General features: G+C 38.2%; 14 protein-coding genes and 1 pseudogene. 13 read left to right on the top strand and 2 right to left on the bottom strand.

From position 1 onward, the window contains the following. The first annotated feature begins 30 nt into the window (after window positions 1–30). The 9 genes from NEOC95_RS06385 (at window position 31) to NEOC95_RS06425 (ending at window position 9159) form a co-directional block, all read left to right on the top strand. Window positions 31–780 carry a MotA/TolQ/ExbB proton channel family protein gene (locus tag NEOC95_RS06385; RefSeq protein ID WP_166154143.1) on the top strand — a complete coding sequence of 250 codons (750 nt, stop codon included), beginning with the start codon at window positions 31–33 and terminating at the stop codon, window positions 778–780. Beyond that, window positions 777–1208 (top strand): ExbD/TolR family protein, encoded by a 432-nt coding sequence (locus NEOC95_RS06390; protein ID WP_213152197.1) that lies wholly within the window; start codon window positions 777–779, stop codon window positions 1206–1208. The genes NEOC95_RS06385 and NEOC95_RS06390 overlap by 4 nt, the downstream gene beginning before the upstream one ends. Before the next feature lie 13 nt (window positions 1209–1221). Further along, window positions 1222–2322 carry a hypothetical protein gene (locus NEOC95_RS06395; protein ID WP_213152198.1) on the top strand — a complete coding sequence of 367 codons (1101 nt, stop codon included), beginning with the start codon at window positions 1222–1224 and terminating at the stop codon, window positions 2320–2322. Continuing rightward, on the top strand, window positions 2319–3695 hold the full coding sequence (gene tolB, locus NEOC95_RS06400) for a Tol-Pal system protein TolB (protein WP_213152199.1): 1377 nt from the start codon (window positions 2319–2321) through the stop codon (window positions 3693–3695). Before NEOC95_RS06395 ends, tolB begins: the two co-directional genes overlap by 4 nt. A 403-nt stretch (window positions 3696–4098) precedes the next feature. Then, complete coding sequence (locus tag NEOC95_RS06405) at window positions 4099–4827, top strand: OmpA family protein (protein WP_166154135.1); 729 nt, start codon at window positions 4099–4101, stop codon at window positions 4825–4827. 62 nt (window positions 4828–4889) lie between these two features. After that, entirely contained in the window at window positions 4890–5549 is a 660-nt protein-coding gene (locus NEOC95_RS06410; protein WP_249270195.1) for a LysM peptidoglycan-binding domain-containing protein, read from the top strand. After that, window positions 5546–6361 (top strand): glutamate racemase, encoded by an 816-nt coding sequence (murI, locus tag NEOC95_RS06415; protein WP_213152200.1) that lies wholly within the window; start codon window positions 5546–5548, stop codon window positions 6359–6361. The genes NEOC95_RS06410 and murI overlap by 4 nt, the downstream gene beginning before the upstream one ends. A 212-nt stretch (window positions 6362–6573) precedes the next feature. Continuing rightward, window positions 6574–7755 (top strand): methionine adenosyltransferase, encoded by a 1182-nt coding sequence (gene metK / locus NEOC95_RS06420; RefSeq protein ID WP_166154131.1) that lies wholly within the window; start codon window positions 6574–6576, stop codon window positions 7753–7755. A gap of 3 nt (window positions 7756–7758) precedes the next feature. After that, window positions 7759–9159, top strand: coding sequence for an NFACT RNA binding domain-containing protein (locus NEOC95_RS06425; RefSeq protein ID WP_213152201.1), 1401 nt, complete (start codon window positions 7759–7761; stop codon window positions 9157–9159). Window positions 9160–9595: 436 nt separating this feature from the next. Here NEOC95_RS06425 and NEOC95_RS06430 read toward each other — a convergent pair whose 3' ends face one another. After that, window positions 9596–10291 (bottom strand): response regulator, encoded by a 696-nt coding sequence (locus tag NEOC95_RS06430; protein WP_213152202.1) that lies wholly within the window; start codon window positions 10289–10291, stop codon window positions 9596–9598. A gap of 159 nt (window positions 10292–10450) precedes the next feature. Here NEOC95_RS06430 and NEOC95_RS06435 point away from each other — a divergent pair, with 159 nt between their 5' ends. The 4 genes from NEOC95_RS06435 (at window position 10451) to NEOC95_RS06450 (ending at window position 16504) form a co-directional block, all read left to right on the top strand. Beyond that, window positions 10451–13690 (top strand): DUF1347 family protein, encoded by a 3240-nt coding sequence (locus NEOC95_RS06435; RefSeq protein ID WP_213152203.1) that lies wholly within the window; start codon window positions 10451–10453, stop codon window positions 13688–13690. 131 nt (window positions 13691–13821) lie between these two features. After that, window positions 13822–14751, top strand: coding sequence for a DMT family transporter (locus NEOC95_RS06440; RefSeq protein ID WP_213152204.1), 930 nt, complete (start codon window positions 13822–13824; stop codon window positions 14749–14751). Window positions 14752–14974: 223 nt separating this feature from the next. Beyond that, window positions 14975–16021, top strand: a complete 1047-nt coding sequence (locus NEOC95_RS06445) for a tetratricopeptide repeat protein (RefSeq protein WP_213152205.1) — start codon at window positions 14975–14977, stop codon at window positions 16019–16021. Between the two features lie 18 nt (window positions 16022–16039). Next, complete coding sequence (locus tag NEOC95_RS06450) at window positions 16040–16504, top strand: DUF4864 domain-containing protein (protein ID WP_213152206.1); 465 nt, start codon at window positions 16040–16042, stop codon at window positions 16502–16504. Window positions 16505–16846: 342 nt separating this feature from the next. On the opposite strand, the pseudogene NEOC95_RS06455 reads toward NEOC95_RS06450, so the two are convergent. Further along, a pseudogene (locus tag NEOC95_RS06455) lies at window positions 16847–17030 on the bottom strand (ISAs1 family transposase); the annotation flags it as partial.

Genomic DNA, 17030 nt, shown 5'->3' on the forward strand with positions numbered 1-17030 from the left:
ATTAAAGGCTATATTTTAAAGGATTTATGAATGAATGTAAACATTTTTGTAGCTACTAATCCCTTCTATGAAGCCTATGTGCATTCTGATTTTTTAGGCAAATTGATCTTTATTGGCCTCATTTTCCTTTCTATAATGACCTGGATCATTTTACTCCATAAGATCTGGCATACCTACCAGGCAAGGAAACAAGCAGCCCGTTTCTATGATATCTTTCAACTGCAAAAGCAAAATCCTTTGAATTTAGATTGCGAAGCTGCCACTAGAGTATATTATAGCAACCCTTACATGGATCTTTACTCTCTTCTTAAAAAACAGACTCTGGAAGTCCTTAATAAAAATAAATTTTTTATACCTAAAAATAAGGAAACTGAGCAAGATGCAGTTTTTCTTTCTCTTACAGATATCGATTTTCTACAAGGCTCCTTAGCTACCCAGGTTGCTCATCAAATTAAAAATTTAGAAAAAAATCTTTTTATTCTATCTACGGTGGTAAGTCTAGCCCCTTTTTTAGGATTACTCGGCACTGTATGGGGCATATTGACAAGCTTTTCCGACTTTCAGGTACAAGCAGCAGGCAATACACCCCAAATGGTACTAGGTGGGCTCTCTCTTGCCTTGGCAACAACAGTTTTAGGACTCATAGACGCCATCCCTGCTTTGATTGGTTACAATTATTTAAAGCATGCTATTCGCGACTTTGAGATTGAAATGGAAAGCTTTGCAAGCGAAATTTTGGGTTGTGTAGAGATGCAATATAGAAAAGTGGACTTCTCATGAGCAGGCGATTCATTAAGAATTCTATCCATAAAAATATCGAAGAGCCTATTGTTAATCTAACTCCTCTAATCGATGTGGTCTTTGTCATTTTAATTATATTTATATTGATAGCACCTCTGCTGGAGCTTGATAATGTTGAACTTGCTCAAGCATCTTCTGGCCTGCGCGAAAGCAGCCCAAACTTTGTTCAAGCTAGCAGCCCTATCTCTATTCATGTGCGCAAAGATAATACTATTTGGTTTAATAAACACATGGTGACTATAGAACAATTATTTACCTTGTTAAAAGAGGCCAAAAAGCGTTATCCTGATGCCCAGCCTCAGCTATATCATGACCGCACGGCCCACTTCGGAACCTATCAAGCCGTTAAGAATACAGCTGAAAAAGCAGGATTTACTCAATTAGATGTGATTCTTAAACCTGCCTAGTCTCTAAGTAATTATGAGTAGTATCTACCTCCGCGATAAGATGTTATGGCAAATCACTCTCTTGGTCCTCATAATCCATGGAGGAATGATTTTAAGCATGATCTCGCTTCCTTTTTCCAAACAAGCCCCTCGCCAATATAACGAACGTCTAGTCGTGCATACAATTCAGCTTACTCCTCCAGGAGTGCAAGCAAAATCTCCTCTTGCGCCTAGTGAGAACAAAGAAAAATTGGTTTCAAATTCTAATATTCTACCCAGCTCTAAACCTTCAAAAGAAATTGCCGCTGAACTTATTACCTCTCCTCCACCTCTTCCTCTTAACGTAGAAGAGATGAAACCTAGCAACACTTCTTTGGCTTCTGCACAACCTAATAAAAAAATTGCCCCCCCTCCCTCGCCAGATAAAAAAAGTATAAAAACTTTAAGTCCTACAGCCTCTAAAAAAACGCCTAATAAAAAAGCAGCTATAAAAAAAGAGAATGCAATTCATGAATCCACCCATTCAACAACCGGCAAACCATCTCTTAAAAAAAATAATATTAAAAAAAGCGTTAGTCCTGCATCTACTGCAGCCAAGGCGGCTGAGAAGAAACCTATGAAAGCTCTTTTAGAAAAGTCTTCCCCAGAGCCTCAACCTAAAGGCTTTAATTCACAAGCAAGCCTTGAAGTACAAGAAAAAAAGAAAAAACTTCTAGCTACTGCCCAGGCCAGCATTGCCAAGCTTGAGCAGAACCGAGCTCATCAAAATGCTTCTTTTTCTCAAGCAAGCCAGACGGCACTCGCCTCAGCTAATGCTATCCCTACATTGCAAATAGATAATCTGCCTATAGCTCAGACTCTTCCTTCCCCCGCAATAGAGAGAAGCTATAGAGATGAGCTAGCTAGCCGCCTTAAACTTTTATTAAAACTACCCGAACATGGGGAAGTTCAACTGAAATTAACTGTCGATCGCTTAGGCCGAGCCATTAGAGTGAATGTCATTAAATCTCCCAGCCATTTAAATCGCCTCTATGTAGAAAAAAACTTGCCTATGTTAAAATTTCCTCCTCTAGGAAGGGAGTTTGCCGGCATACCAGAATATACTTTTATCATTCAATTAAGTAATGAATTATGAATCACCTAAAATATTATCTAATAATTTTTCTTCTTTTTTTAGTTTTTAAACACAATTTATCAGCTATAGCAAGCGAAGACAATCAGAAAATTGTAGTTAGATTAGCCACGGAAAATAAGCTAATACCTCTTTATCTAGCTCCTTTTTATCAGGAAAGCTCTGCCTTTACTATCTCTTACATTCGGCAGCTAGAACAAGTTTTACAGTTTGACTTAAATCACAATGGCATGACCTTTACAATAAAAAATGAATCTAACACACCTGTTGGTGATTTTATTGATTCCATTAATAGCTCTACCTGGAAAAGCCTGAATGCTTACTATGTATTGAAAATATTGATCAAAGGCAATCAAATGTCAGCAAAGATGCTTTCCATGAATAGTGAGCATGAAAAATCAGTCAATAATATTTCTTTAAGCGGAGACCTTAATCAAGATCGCCGGCACATACATCGTTTAGCCGATAGCCTCCATAAAAGCTTATTTGGCAGCGAAGGCATAGCCAGCACGCGAATCATTTACACGTGTAAAATCTCGCAGGGTCTTAAGTCTATCGCAGAAGTATGGGAAGCTGATTACGATGGCGCTAACGCCAGACAAATTACCCATGAAAACAGTCTTATTGTGACCCCTACCTATATTCCTCCTCAAGAAGGCCATACGAGCGGAAGCATTATGTATGTTTCTTATCGAGCGGGGCAGTCAAAAATCTATATAGCTTCCTTAAAAGATGGTGTAGGCAGGCGTTTCAGCTTGCTTAAAGGTAATCAATTGATGCCTGCTATTGCCAAACAAAGGGATAAGGTAGCTTTCATTTGCGATTATACCGGCAACCCTGATCTTTTCCTGCAAGCATTTAATCCTGAAAAAGGCGCTTTAGGTAAACCTCAACAAATTTTTTCTACCCATCTAGCCACGCAAGGAACCCCTACCTTTAGCCCAGATGGTACTAAGGTTGCCTTTGTTTCTAACAAAGATGGATCGCCCCGCATTTATGTCATAGACATTCCGCAACCCGGAGCAAGCCTTAAAAACATTAAAGCTCTCTTGATTAGCAAATCAAATCGAGAGAACACAGCTCCTGCCTGGTCCCCCGATGGCAGTAAGCTAGCTTATTGTGCAAAAAGCCAGGATATCCGCCAAATTTGGGTTTATGATTTTGACAAAAAGCAAGAAAGGCAAATTACTAAAGGAGGGGGTCACAAAGAAAATCCTACCTGGGCTCCTAATAGCTTGCATCTTATTTTTAACTCTGCGGGCGATAATAGCAGCGAACTCTATTTGATCAATATGCATCAAACAGAAGCAGTAAAAATTTCCTCAGGAAAAGGCCTGAAACGCTTTCCTGCATGGGAGCCTAAGTTTAGCAAATAGCTCATTGCCTTATAGTGTCAGTCAAGCTTTAAGTCTCTTGATGGCTCTTTTCTCCCATGAGCTACTTACGCTTGAGCCTCAAAGCCTTTGCTTCGAGCATGCCTAGGATTAAAATGCTGCCCTAAATCCTATTAGCTCCTCTTAAGTAAGAGTAAAAAAACTAAGACCCATAAAAAAGCTTTTTTAGAGCTTTTCTAGGCTCATACACTTAAAACAAGTTAAAACGCAAGTTGCTTAAAATTAAAGAGATAAAACCCTAAAAACCTCTCAAGGAAGATAGAGTCTTATTCTTATCTTTCTTTTGTAAAACAAGCTAATTAAAAAAGCTCTTTTAGAATATTTCCCCTTTTATGTTACTATCTTATTTTTGTAATTATTTATAGCCACAAAGCCTGAGGATTTTATGAAATTAACTCCCTATTGCCTGCTTTTGAATATACTTCTTATTAGCTTATCCTTTACAAGCTGCAGGCGCACGAGCGATGATGTATGGGAAGATACGAAAACCGCTGGGCGTCATATTGGAAGAGGTGTTAAATCTCTTGGCGGTAAACATGGCGATTCGCGCCAAGTCTATTCTCCTGATGAATTTTATACCCTGGGTAAACCAAGCAATTCTGCAAATATTTATGCTCACGAAGACTTTATACCCTTACAAGATCAGCCCAACGTTGCCGAGTTAGCCATGGCAGAATCTGTTAGCCCACAGCCGAGAGAAAATCCAGGTGATCCAGGCAGTACTCTCCCCGACATTCAATTTTTCAAAGATCCTAGTACTATTCAAGGCCTTTCGGGTATTTTCCAAAGCATCAAATTTGATTATAATAGCAATTTGATCAAAGGCCAGGAAAACATGAGTATTTTACGCAAGGTAGTAGACTATCTGCAAAGAAATCCTAACACCTATATTTTTATTGAAGGACATACCGACGAAAGAGGAGCAGAAGCTTATAACCTAGCTTTAGGCTCACGGCGTGCTAACGCTGTTCGTAATGCTCTGATTGCCGAAGGCGCCAGCCCTGATAATATTTTTACGATCTCTTATGGTAAAGAACGTCCTGCCGTGATGGAAAGCCACGAAGAGGCCTGGGCACAAAATCGTCGAGCAGAATTTAAAATTTATCAAAAATAATGTTTATAGAAATCTTCTTCCCAAGGCTCAGGTTGCGCAAGCAACCTGGAGTTATAAAAGTTATGATATTCCTTATCATCCCTTTAATTTTTTGCTTTCTAGGCAATATTGATGCAGCCCCTAATCGCTATTATAATGATCAAACAGCCGTTGTTCTGCGTGAAATGCGCCATAATCTGGATGATTTACGCCATGAGGTCGGCAATCACGAAATTGAAATCAAAACCTATGATGAGAAAGTCCGTACTTTAGAAACGATTATCGACTCGATGCGCCAGCAATGGATGGAAGCAGGGCATGCGCACACAGAAGCATGGAAAGATTCTTCTAAAGCCCTAGAAATAAAAATTAATAGCCTGGAGCTCCTTACTCAAGGGATCATTTCGGACGCTAAGCAGTTTAAAACCTACTCGAATGAAATAGCTACCACCCTCTCCCAATATAAGCAAAAGCTTACGGAGCTTGAAAAAATTATTGAATTTCAAAATCAAAACATCGATAGCCTTCATCAAGCGATCAAATCAGTTGCCGAGGCCTTAAATCCCACAAGCGGTGTTTCAGAAAAAGTTGGGCTTCCATCCGTTAAGATTTATAAAGTGGTACCCGGAGACACTTTAGAAAAGATTGCGCGTAAGCATCAAACGACTATCCAAGCCATTAAAGAGCTTAATGGCCTTTCCCATGATAAAATCGTTGTTGGCCAAAATCTTAGAATCCCATGAGTAATTCGCAAGCAATTGGAATTTTTGACTCAGGGATCGGCGGGCTAACAGTGATGAAACAAATCATGCATAAGCTTCCTCATGAACAAATTATTTATTTCGGAGACTCTGCCAGGTTGCCTTATGGCGACAAAAGTGCCGATACCATCCTGCGTTATTCTATAGAAAACGCAATCTTTTTAATGGAACACCAAATTAAATTACTAGTTATTGCCTGTAATACAGCTTCAGCCTATGCTGTAGATAAGTTGAAACAGATCCTTAAAATCCCTATTGTTGATGTGATTCAGCCAGGGGTGGAGCATGCCGCTAAAGCTTCACGCCAACTAAGAATAGGTGTGCTTGCTACACGAGCGACCACCGAATCAGGTATTTATCCCCAACAAATTAAAAAAAAGCTCCCCTCTTGCCAAGTTTACTCCATGTCATGCCCCCTGTTAGTACCCCTTATTGAAGAGCACCTATTCGATCATCCGGCCACCCAGCTAATTATCAAAGATTATCTTGCCCCTTTAAAGCAAAGCAGCATTGATACATTACTTCTTGGATGCACTCACTACCCTCTTCTTCGTTCTTTGATCCAAAAGGAAATAGGCCCGCATGTCTGCATTGTCGACTCGGCTAGCACCTGCGCAGAACATGTATCGCTCACTTTAGAGACTCATCATTTACATGCCTCCCCGGGTAAAACACCTCCTCATCGCTTTTATGTTTCGGATTATCCTGAAAAATTTCGTTTGCATGGCTCCAAGTTTCTGGGACATTCCATTGATAAAGTAGACATCCCTTTAAAAATGAAATTTGAGATTTAAAGTCGCCTATCTATCCATACAAGTAGACCTCCTTAACGTAGAGAAATACACATTCTTATCTATACTCAAGAATATTTAATAACTTTATTATGCTAAAAAACAAAAAGATTGCTAAACTTTAAAGTTTAATCTCCTCTCTTGATTATCTAATCTTTTAATTTAAACGATAACAAGAGCCTTGCTATCGTTTTTGCTAACTTTAAGGGATAAGCATGAAGCATTCTCTATTTACTTCCGAAGCAGTAGGGATTGGTCATCCTGATAAGGTCGCTGATCAAATTTCTGATGCTATATTAGATGCTTGTCTTGAGCAAGATGAAAACTCCCGAGTGGCTTGCGAAACAATGGTAACTTTAGGCCTTGTCGTGGTTGCAGGAGAGATTACGACTAAAGCACAAGTAGATTATCAAGAAATCGTACGTAATACTCTTAAATATATAGGTTACGATCAATTAGAAGAGGGCTTTGACTATCGCTCATGTGGCGTGCTAACCTCTATTCATAAGCAATCCTTAGACATCGCTCAAGGTATCAATGAAAGAGAAGGCCTTTATAAAGAACAAGGTGCAGGCGATCAGGGCATAATGTTTGGGTATGCTTGTGAAGAGACACCCGAATTAATGCCTTTACCTATCACGCTAGCCCATCAAATTGTTCGAGAGCTCCATCACATCCTACAAAACAAACAGCTTCCTTATCTAAGACCTGATGCGAAAACGCAAATTACAATAGAGTATGATGAAAAAAATCAACCTATCCGTCTTCATACCGTTGTGATCTCCGTGCAGCATGCAGAAGGAGTTAAAAGAGAGACAATCGTCCATGATATGCAAGCACTTGTGCATAGGATAGCTCCTAAAGGCTTTATTACGGATAATACTCTTTTCTACATTAATCCTACCGGCCGTTTTGTGATTGGAGGCCCTGCGGGCGACTGTGGGCTTACCGGAAGAAAGATTATTGTAGACACCTATGGAGGAATGGGCCATCATGGAGGTGGGGCTTTTTCAGGCAAGGATCCCTCTAAGGTAGATCGTTCCGCTTCCTATGCAGCTCGTTATGTGGCAAAAAACATCGTGGCAGCTAAATTAGCCCGGCGCTGTGAAGTGCAAATTTCTTATGCTATCGGTGTTTCCCATCCCCTTTCTATTAAAGTAGATACTTTTGGTACAGGATCAGTGAGTGAAGATATTCTCAGCAGAGCCGTCCCTTTAGTGTTTGATTTAACACCTAAAGGCATCATTCAAATGCTTAACTTAAAAAAACCTATTTATCTCTCTACTGCTTTTGGTGGGCATTTTGGGCGTCATGAAGAAAACTTTACTTGGGAAAAAACAGATAAGATTATTTCCTTGTTAGAATGTGTAAAAATGGAATCTTTTGCCGCAGGATAGAGTATGTCATTAACAATCGATCAAATGAAAAAAATTCTTAAAGAACTTAACTCTTCTTTAAAGGAAGCGCTTTTTGATCACTGCACAGCGTCACATCCTCAAAAGATTATCCTTCATTTCAAAGACGCACCCTCCTTATTGATTTGTTTTCAAGAAGCCTTTTTGCGCTTCCATCTTACCAAATACCCTGGTCAAGATATTTCTTCATTCTTTTCTAAGCAACTGACCCATCATTTACGGACCTGGTATTTAGAAAGCTGCGAGCTTATCAATGAAGATAGAATTTTATGGATGGTTTTTAAAAAAGGCAAGCTCACCCAAACTCTTATCAGCGAACTTATTCCTAAAAAACCCAATTGCTATCTTGTTGATAGCCAACAGTGCATTCTAGTTTCTTTGCATCCCACTATCCATACTTTTTATACTCCTCCTAAAACTCTGCCTCCTCTTTTGCCACTCGACTCGCCTGAGAATATTACTAGTGCTTCAGTGGAAGCTATCTACAGACAGAAAGAATTAGAAGCTGAATTTCTTGAAAAAAGAAATGCACTGGTTGCCGAGCTAAAAAATAAATTAAATAAAACTCGGAAAGCCGAAGCTAAATTTTCTGAAGAGCTACAGAAAGCTCTTCTTTGGGAACAAGCACACCATGAAGCTTCCCTTCTTCAAGCCAATCTATATAAAATAACGAAGGGGTTAAGCCAGGTCAGGGTCAATGATTGGTTGAAAGGTAATCAAGAAGTCATCCTAAACTTAGACCCTACCTTTTCACCCTCTGAAGAAGCCTCTAAACGCTTTCAAAAAAGTAAAAAATTAAAAAAAGCGGTTGCCCCCCTCTCCGCTCAGTTAAAGCGAGCCCATCTAGCCATAGAAAAGTTATCTTTAATGCTAGAACAGGTGCAACAGCTCGAGACTAAGCAAAAGCTTGAAAGTTTTTGCCAAATACATTCGGAGGAGTTATCTAAGAAAATAACAAAGAATCACTCGACAAAGAAAAATTTATCTTTACCTTATCACGAATTTGTGACTCAAGCAGGATTAAAGATATGGGTAGGCAAGAACGCCCATGCTAACGATAAATTAACTTTTACTTATGCCCGTGGCTCGGATTATTGGCTACATGCTAGAGATGTCCCTGGATCGCATGTCATTTTACATCTGGATAAACATCCTAAACCCGATGAAGAGTCTTTACAAGATGCTATTCATGCAGCTCTTTTCTACAGCAAAGCTAAAGAGCGCCAAGAAGGAGAAGTTTGCATCACTCAATGTAAATATGTCTCGCGTTATAAAAACCATACTCCGGGAAAAGTTCATCTCTCTATTCAACGTATCGCTTACGCTAAAATAGATCTAGAGCGGCTAAAAAAACTTAAAGAAAATAAGTTTACCACTCTTTCTTAGGGTTTAAAATTTTCTTAAATAAAGAGATACTTGACAAGCTTTTTATACAATCATATGGAAAGACTAGATCTTTAATTAGCAAGGAAGCTGTTGGAAAGGTAACATTTTTTTCAAAAAACAGGAACACTATTTTTTCAACAGACCTCTATGTTTCTATAAACCTATCAATTAAAAGGTGGCATTTATAAAAAATTAATTAAAAAATGTAATTATACGCTTTCGAGCCACTCTTTATGTAATCATATGCTTGATAAAAAGCTTGGTTTTTACGGGTAGAGCCAGCCTGGAAAAAGGTTAATTTCTTTTTTGGTTATGTAGACTTAATTTCTCTAAAAGGTATTAGAAAAAAGATAAGCATGAAATTCATGCGAATGTATGAAATTTAGCAAGTAGGCGCGATTTTTTCCTTGGCCTATAGAATAAGTCGTTCTATTTGTTATTCTTCCTCTTCTAAGAAGCGATAGCCCACCCCGCGGACCGTCTCAATCCATTGAAAGTTGGGACCTAATTTTTTACGAAGAGAAGCGACGTGTACATCAATATTTCTATCCACCACAAAAGCGTCACTATTTTGAATATCGTCAAGCAATTGGTTACGGGTTAAAACCTTACCCATATTTGTTACCAAGCGCTTTAAAATCCCAAATTCTGAAAGGGTCAAAGAAATAGATTTATCGTTTTTTCTTACCAGATAACGTTCTAATTCTATTGTAAAATTACCAAACGCAATAATTTTTAAAGCTTTTTCATGGGTATCTTTGCCACGTCGCAGTACAGCTCGAACGCGTGAAAATAAAACTTTAGGGGAAAAAGGCTTTGCCACATAATCATCGGCCCCTAATTCCAACCCTAACACTACATCTAATTCCTCACTTTTTGCAGAAATCATAATGACCGGAATATCTTTTAATTCGGAATGAATTTTCATTTTTCGGCAAACATCTAGGCCACTTAAGCCAGGAAGCATAATATCTAAAATCACTAAATCCGGTTTCTCTCTTTCAATGGCTCTTAATCCATTCAGGCCATCAATTTCTGTATGCAATTTATAGCCAGAAATATCTGCTTGTAATTTAATCAATGCCGCTATATCTTCCTCATCTTCAAGCAGTACAATTTTTGATTTTTGCATGATACGCCTTTCTCAAGGTAAATTCTTTTTATCTCCATTTTAACATAGGCTGGATTTTTATTTCATCAAATTTTAAAATACTTTTTTTAACAGTTTTTTTTCTTACATTAAAATTTTTTTTATAAAGTTTAATGTAGAAGATTTTTAGGGTTGGTTCTAATGTCCTATTTTAAAATTTTTACTCTTTCGTTTTGTTTTAGCTTGCTGTTTATTGCTCTCTTTATAGGGTTTACTTTTGATTCAAGAACCCTCCTTGACCAAACTTATGAGCATTTTGCTAGCCAACAATACGATGAAGCACACCTCCATCTCTTACATGGCGATCATGCCCTCTCATCAGCAGACTTTTATTTATATGAAGGGTATATAGCTCGTGAGAAATTAGGGGCAGAAAAATCACAACCTTATTTTTTAGAGGCCCTGCAGCATCTTACTAATAAAAGAAGTAATAAAGCTTTTGAATTATCTTTAAATTTAGCCTTAAATGCTTTTTTGCAAAAAGATATAGACGCCTTACATCAAGCGCTTGATCAATGCCTTTTGTATACTACTGTTGATCATCCTTGGTTCCTTTTCTTTAAAGGCTATTATTTTTATTTGCTCAAAGATTATCCTCAAGCCCTTACCCATTGGCAAGCTAGCCAATCTAGATCTTGGCTATCTAAATGGATGGAAGCAAGTTTTCAACGCCATCTTCCAGAAGAAAAAGTGAGGCTTAATTGTTTATACGCTCAAATCGAGGTAGGCCAATTAGAGGAAGCCCGCCAAGCATTGAAAGCCATGCTTTTCATCTCCCCAGCGGCTGTCGAAGAGGATGCTAATCTGCTATTAGCTTTAAGCTACGTGAAAGAAGCCGAAAAATTGCCCCCACCTGCACGCCCTTTTGCTTATCAAAAAGCTGCAAGCTATCTCCAATTAACGTCCAACGCCCATGTCTATTACCTTCAAGAAAAAAGTTACCTTGCTCATTCCTTTAAAGCCCAGCTTTTGCAAGAAATTGAAGGTTTTACATTTATAAGCTTACCGCTTTACCTTCACACCTTAGAGAGAATGCATGCTTTTCCTCAATTAGAGGAAATAAGTAAGCGATTTGCTCAGAGATTTACTGAAATGATTTGCACAGGAAATATTGAAGAAGCTTCGCAATTTATTCAAGGAATAACAGACCATTTGTATGAAAGTAATTTTCATCAGCTGTTGGTCTCGCAATTAACAGCCTCTATGCAAGAAGCGATAAAAAAGGGCCATCTTGATTACTGGAAAGAGGGCTGGATTCTCAGCCAAAAGCTTCTCTCTTCTGATTCTTCCTGCCTGCCAACACTCATCCATGCTTTAGCATCTAAAATCTTGGAGGTACTTGAGAATGGTGCTGAAATTTCTAAAGAAATCTACGCCTATCTTGACCTATGGCAGGCTTTAGAAAAAAGAGCTTTCCAGCGCTATACCTTAGCTCAGCAGCTATTGCAAAAAGCCGAATGTCTTTGGTCGCTTAAAAATAAACCTCAAAAAGCCATAGATCTTATAAGATTGGCTACTACCTTACCCTTCGAAGAAGAGCTAAAAGAGTTCCAGCAAGACATTGAACGTGCAGTAATTAAAATATATCAACAGGCAGTTCTTCAAGATAACGTTCATCATTTTGCCTTTATCCAACAAGCTATACAACAATTTAATTTTAGTTCTCTGCCAGTCCTGGAGGCTTCAGAAATCGCTAACCAAATAGCAGATGCACAATACTTGTACAAAAAAAAGCAGTTTACCTTAGCTGCCGATAAAGCTTTAGGAGTACTTAAAGCTACTCCTTGCGATCAAGCAGCCCGCCGTATAGCTGTTTTGACTGCTTATGAAGAAGGGAAATATTTTGAAGTGATCGAACATGCTAGGCATTTAAGCAGCCTAGATTCTTCTATCTTAGAGCCTCTGGCCATTTCTATGCTCATTACGGGAGAGAAGCAAGGAGCCTCTTTCCTGCAACTTCTTTGCGCTCATCAGCCTTTATCGGATGATAATAAGCTGCGCCTAGGTTTAGGCTATTTACTAGTATCTCAGCCCGAACCAAGCATTAGTTGGCTGAAGCAAATTCAAAGGGCTCAACATGCTCTCTTCCATGATGAAATCCTTCTAGGATTTTATATTGCAGCCTTTCAAAAGCAAGATTGGCTGCGGGTGATTGACTTATATCCTCAGCTGGCTCCTTCTAGGCAGCAAATTCCTGCCGTTCAAGGCATGCTTATCCAAGCTTATCTTGCCCAGGATCAAAAAGAACAAGCCGAAGAGATATTTGCTACTTTTTTAAAGCACATTCCCCTTTATTTCCTCGAAGAGAGGGGTTCTACACCTTACAATATCCTTAAAATGCATTTGTATAGCTTTAATGCCTATGATTTTGCTGCCCGCTATTTTCTTTATATTAAAAAAGATTTAGTCCAAGCCTTAAGTTATTTTCGCCAAGTTAAAAATCCCCTTCCTGATCTTCTTTTAGAAAGGGCTCAGCTGGCTTATACATTAAAAAATTACCCCGCATCGCTTAAAGATTTACATGAAGCCTTACAGAATGTCCAGGGCTCGCCACGAGAAAAAGCTCTTTTGCTTTTAGGCCAAATTTATTTTGAAATTGGTTTATATCCTGATAGCGTCTCTTCTTTTAAAGAACTATTTGCTTTAGATTGTCGGCAAGATTTGAGTGTTCATCGATTATATGGTCAAGCGCTTACCCTTCTAGGAAGAGCTGATCTTGCCTCTATACATTTTAGGCAATTTGAAATCGATCATCTTGCTTTATTCCCAATCCCTCAAAATTTGGGCATCGATCTCAAAGAGAATAAATCTTTCAATCTAAGCTCACAGCTATTAAGCCACCAGCTGCAATTATACCCTCAAAGTATCTCCCTTCAGCTACTTTCAGCCAAAGAGCTTATTTCTTATTTTAATTATTCAACGGATAGCTGCGCTGATAGCTCTGAAAAACTTCTATTAGCATACGATATTCTTAAGAAAATCAATGAAAAGCATTCTTATCTTCCAGAAGCCTGGTATCTTCAAGGCCAAGTCTTAACTCATTTAAAACTTAATCGAAGTGCCAAACAAGCTTTCTCAAAAGCGATTGATTTAAATCCTTACTATGTGGAAGCCTATAAGCAATTAGCGCTGATTAATAAAATTGAGAAAGATTTTGACTCTGCTCTTTATCATCTAAAGCAAGTTTTACAAATTGCTCCTCGCGATGAAGAAGCATGGCGCTCGCTGGCTTGTATAGAGGAAGAGCAAAATCATTTAACCGATGCAATTCAAGCCTGGAGTAAAGCATTAAAGCTCCACCCCCTTCACCCACTTTATTTACTCAAATTAGCAAATTTAAGTTTTAACCTACATACCACAGAATGGAGAGAGAAGGCGTAAATTAATTATACCGATTGCATCCAGGAAATTTAAAGTTGCCAATGAATGTACCCGCCATCCTTTTACTCCTTCTTAATTGAATCTTTTTGCTTTTTACTATATCCTATAGATAATTTAAAAGAGATCGATTGATGTTTTTTGTATTTGTACTTTTTGCCCTTTTTGCTAGCGTTTTCACAGTCGGCAAAGTTGCTCTAGAATATGCACAGCCTTTTTTCCTGATTGGATCACGCATGCTAGTTGCGGGTATACTTCTTTTAGCCTATGAATTTTACCGCAAGGGTGCCCATATCTCCATGAATTGGCACAGCTTTGGTCGTATCTTACGCCTGGCTTTCTTTAACATTTACATTACCAATGTCCTCGAATTTTGGGGTCTGAAATATTTAACCTCTTTTAAAACCTGTTTTATCTATAGCCTTTCTCCCTTTATATCTGCTTTATTTTCCTATTTTATTTTCACAGAGAAAATGTCGATAAAAAAATGGATAGGATTAATGATTGGATTTGTAGGCATAATTCCTATGTTACTTAGTGAAACATCTGCAGAGCAAAAAGCGGGCCATCTCTTTATGTTTTCTTGGGCAGAGTTAGCTGTGATTATTGCCGCTACTACAAGCGTTTATGGATGGATTCTTTTACGTCAGCTCGTTAATGAAAATCTTTATTCACCTTTGTTTGCCAATGGAATGAGCATGCTGATAGGTGGAATCATTACCCTTTTTCACTCGCTGCTAGTAGAAGATTGGAAGCCCGTACCTGTTAATCTTAACAGCCTTGTCCCCTTCTTTATTTGTGCGGCTTGGTTGTTACTTGTCTCAAATCTTATCTGCTATAATCTTTACGGCTGGCTAATGAAACGTTTTTCTGCCACTTTTATGTCTTTTGCAGGCTTTTCCACTTCAATGTTTTCTGCTCTATTCGGGTGGGCTCTCTTGGGAGAGGAACTAGGCTTAGCCTTTTTCACTTCTTCGGCCCTTAATTTGCTAGGTTTAAGTCTTTTCTATCAGGAAGAATTAAAAAAATCTAGCGTCAGGGTGAGCCGACAAACGACCGGCTAAAGAAAAAGCATCTGCCTCGTTTATATTGCCTTCCCCTAGTTTATTACTTTTTTCATGAATAGCTAGCCAGCATGGCGCTCATCATTTCCTTAAAATTACTAACGAATGATAGAATTAAGCCTCTCACCGCTAACAAAAAGGGGGTGTAAACATAAAAAGCCTTGTTTAAATTTAGGGCAAACCTTATAAAAGGTCTTCCTGAAGCTTTATCAAGAGTAGTACCATGTCATCCTCCCGCATTGAAGGAGAAACTTACTTTCAAGCTAATACCTTCTTTTATAACGATCATATCAACCCTATCATTGCTTCTATTATTCCTCAGTTTGAAGGGATGATGCGCTCTTATGTGCTCTTACACTTAATTTTTTTGATATTAGGTGTGATTGAATGTATCTTAATGGTTACCTTTTTTAGCTTATTGACACAATCAGCTTTACTTGCTATGTGTTTAGCTGGAGTATTTCTTACCTTCTTTTCTTATTTCATCCTGAAAGTTTATTACCAGACTAAGAAGCCTGAGCAGCATAAAGAGATCATTCAACGTTATTTGGCTGCTTGCAAAAGCCTTTTGAATTATCAAGAAGGTTGCCCAGAACATCATATTGCTTTAGCCAATGCATGTTGCAAATTAGCTAATAACCTTCACGGCAAAGAATATAATTTTTATTCCTTCCCTCAATGGCTAAAATCTTTACATTCTTTTATAGAAAAATTTAGCTGTTGGTGGCATTGGCAAGATGTCCATCGCTTTAAAGAACTTCTCTTGCTAACTTCTGTAGAAGAAAATATCAAGCTTGTCAAGTGCGAGCCGACTAGCTTGGAGGTCCACGCCTCGCTTGCCAATGCTTACGTTATGCTTTCCGGCCTTTATGTAGATCCGCGTAAGTTAGAGGGATATGATGAGGAACGCTGGATGCCTGTAGAGCGCTATTCCCTTCAGATGGAAGAGAAATTCCGTGCCATTGCCGAACGAGCCATTGAAGAATTTAAGGTTCTTAATGATTATGCACCCAACGACCCTTGGGTCCATGCCCAACTAGCTTATAGTTATCGTGATCTGCAAATGCCTAAAGAAGAAATTAAAGAATATGAAACCATCTTAAAATTAAACCCGGGTGATCGAGAAACTTTCTATAAGCTGGGCCTTCTTTACTTCCAACAAGGATTTAATGCGCAAGGACTACGTGTGTATGAAGAATTAAAACGTACGCATTATAAAAAGGCAGAAAGCTTAATGGAAAATTATGGCTTATTTAAACCTTTTTCTTAAGAGCATCCATTGAAATATTTGTTTATTTTATTTACCACTCTGTCTTTATCGTTAGCTGCTGAAGAGTCTGTTATAGATTTTTTTGAAGAACGTTTATCTTTACATCCTCCCACGGAGCAAGAGGAATTAGCGGTAGTCCAAGCTGTACACCTATTTCTAGAACGCATTCAACAAAGAAATATTAATGATGCTTATTTTCTTAGTACAAGTAAAGAGTTTCAACAAGCTTCTTCTTTCAAATATTTTCGACTTTTCATCCAGGACCTTTATGGAAAGGTTTTAACTACTCAACTCACCAGAAAGAATGTTTCGTTTACTAATGTAGCCAAAGATCAAGCTACTTACCAAATCTTGTTAAAAGGCTCGTCAACACATCAGAAATTCTATCTTGAATTTCACCTAGCTAACCGAGAAGGCGATTGGAAAATTATGCATATCAAAATCTATAAGAGCTACCCTACCACTCCTTCCCAGCAATCTTAATTTCTTATCGATTAAGATCCTCAATTACACCTTTTAAAGAAACTACGTCTGTATAACCAAAAAAAAATCACCCTTTTTTCAAGCTGGCCCTACCCGTAAAAACAAGCTTTTTACTAAGTATATGATGACATAAAGAGTTACTCGAGAGCGTATTACTTCTTAAGTATATTTTAAGCTTTTTATCCTTTTCATTCCCTGCCTAACCTAAACTAGCTTGAGAGTAGCGCCTTAAATAGGCTATAATCACTTGAAGTAAACTTTCAATGCGTCGCTGGAAGGAAAACTGCAAGCTAGCTTTAATGGCACCAACCCTAAATGCTATTTTAAGGTAAGTAGCCAGGGTTAACGCATTATAAATAAATTTTTTAAAAGTTCTTCTCTGTAAGTAATATTACATGCAGCTCTCAAGCGCTTTGCTTGCAAAGATGCTTTGCGAGGATCCTTTTTTAAAAGATTTAAAGCCATTTTTCGCAAACAACTTAAATTTTGTGCCATTGTTTTGTCTTTATATTTTTGCTTGTCTTCT

This window comes from Neochlamydia sp. AcF95 (assembly GCF_018342455.1).
GTDB lineage: Bacteria > Chlamydiota > Chlamydiia > Chlamydiales > Parachlamydiaceae > Neochlamydia.

Coding starts and splice junctions, on each gene's coding strand:
- NEOC95_RS06445 (WP_213152205.1), top strand. CDS start 14,975: ATGTCATCCTCCCGCATTGAAGGAGAAACTTACTTTCAAGCTAATACC.
- NEOC95_RS06390 (WP_213152197.1), top strand. CDS start 777: ATGAGCAGGCGATTCATTAAGAATTCTATCCATAAAAATATCGAAGAG.
- tolB (WP_213152199.1), top strand. CDS start 2,319: ATGAATCACCTAAAATATTATCTAATAATTTTTCTTCTTTTTTTAGTT.
- metK (WP_166154131.1), top strand. CDS start 6,574: ATGAAGCATTCTCTATTTACTTCCGAAGCAGTAGGGATTGGTCATCCT.
- NEOC95_RS06425 (WP_213152201.1), top strand. CDS start 7,759: ATGTCATTAACAATCGATCAAATGAAAAAAATTCTTAAAGAACTTAAC.
- NEOC95_RS06435 (WP_213152203.1), top strand. CDS start 10,451: ATGTCCTATTTTAAAATTTTTACTCTTTCGTTTTGTTTTAGCTTGCTG.
- murI (WP_213152200.1), top strand. CDS start 5,546: ATGAGTAATTCGCAAGCAATTGGAATTTTTGACTCAGGGATCGGCGGG.
- NEOC95_RS06395 (WP_213152198.1), top strand. CDS start 1,222: ATGAGTAGTATCTACCTCCGCGATAAGATGTTATGGCAAATCACTCTC.
- NEOC95_RS06430 (WP_213152202.1), bottom strand. CDS start 10,291: ATGCAAAAATCAAAAATTGTACTGCTTGAAGATGAGGAAGATATAGCG.
- NEOC95_RS06410 (WP_249270195.1), top strand. CDS start 4,890: ATGATATTCCTTATCATCCCTTTAATTTTTTGCTTTCTAGGCAATATT.
- NEOC95_RS06405 (WP_166154135.1), top strand. CDS start 4,099: ATGAAATTAACTCCCTATTGCCTGCTTTTGAATATACTTCTTATTAGC.
- NEOC95_RS06385 (WP_166154143.1), top strand. CDS start 31: ATGAATGTAAACATTTTTGTAGCTACTAATCCCTTCTATGAAGCCTAT.
- NEOC95_RS06440 (WP_213152204.1), top strand. CDS start 13,822: ATGTTTTTTGTATTTGTACTTTTTGCCCTTTTTGCTAGCGTTTTCACA.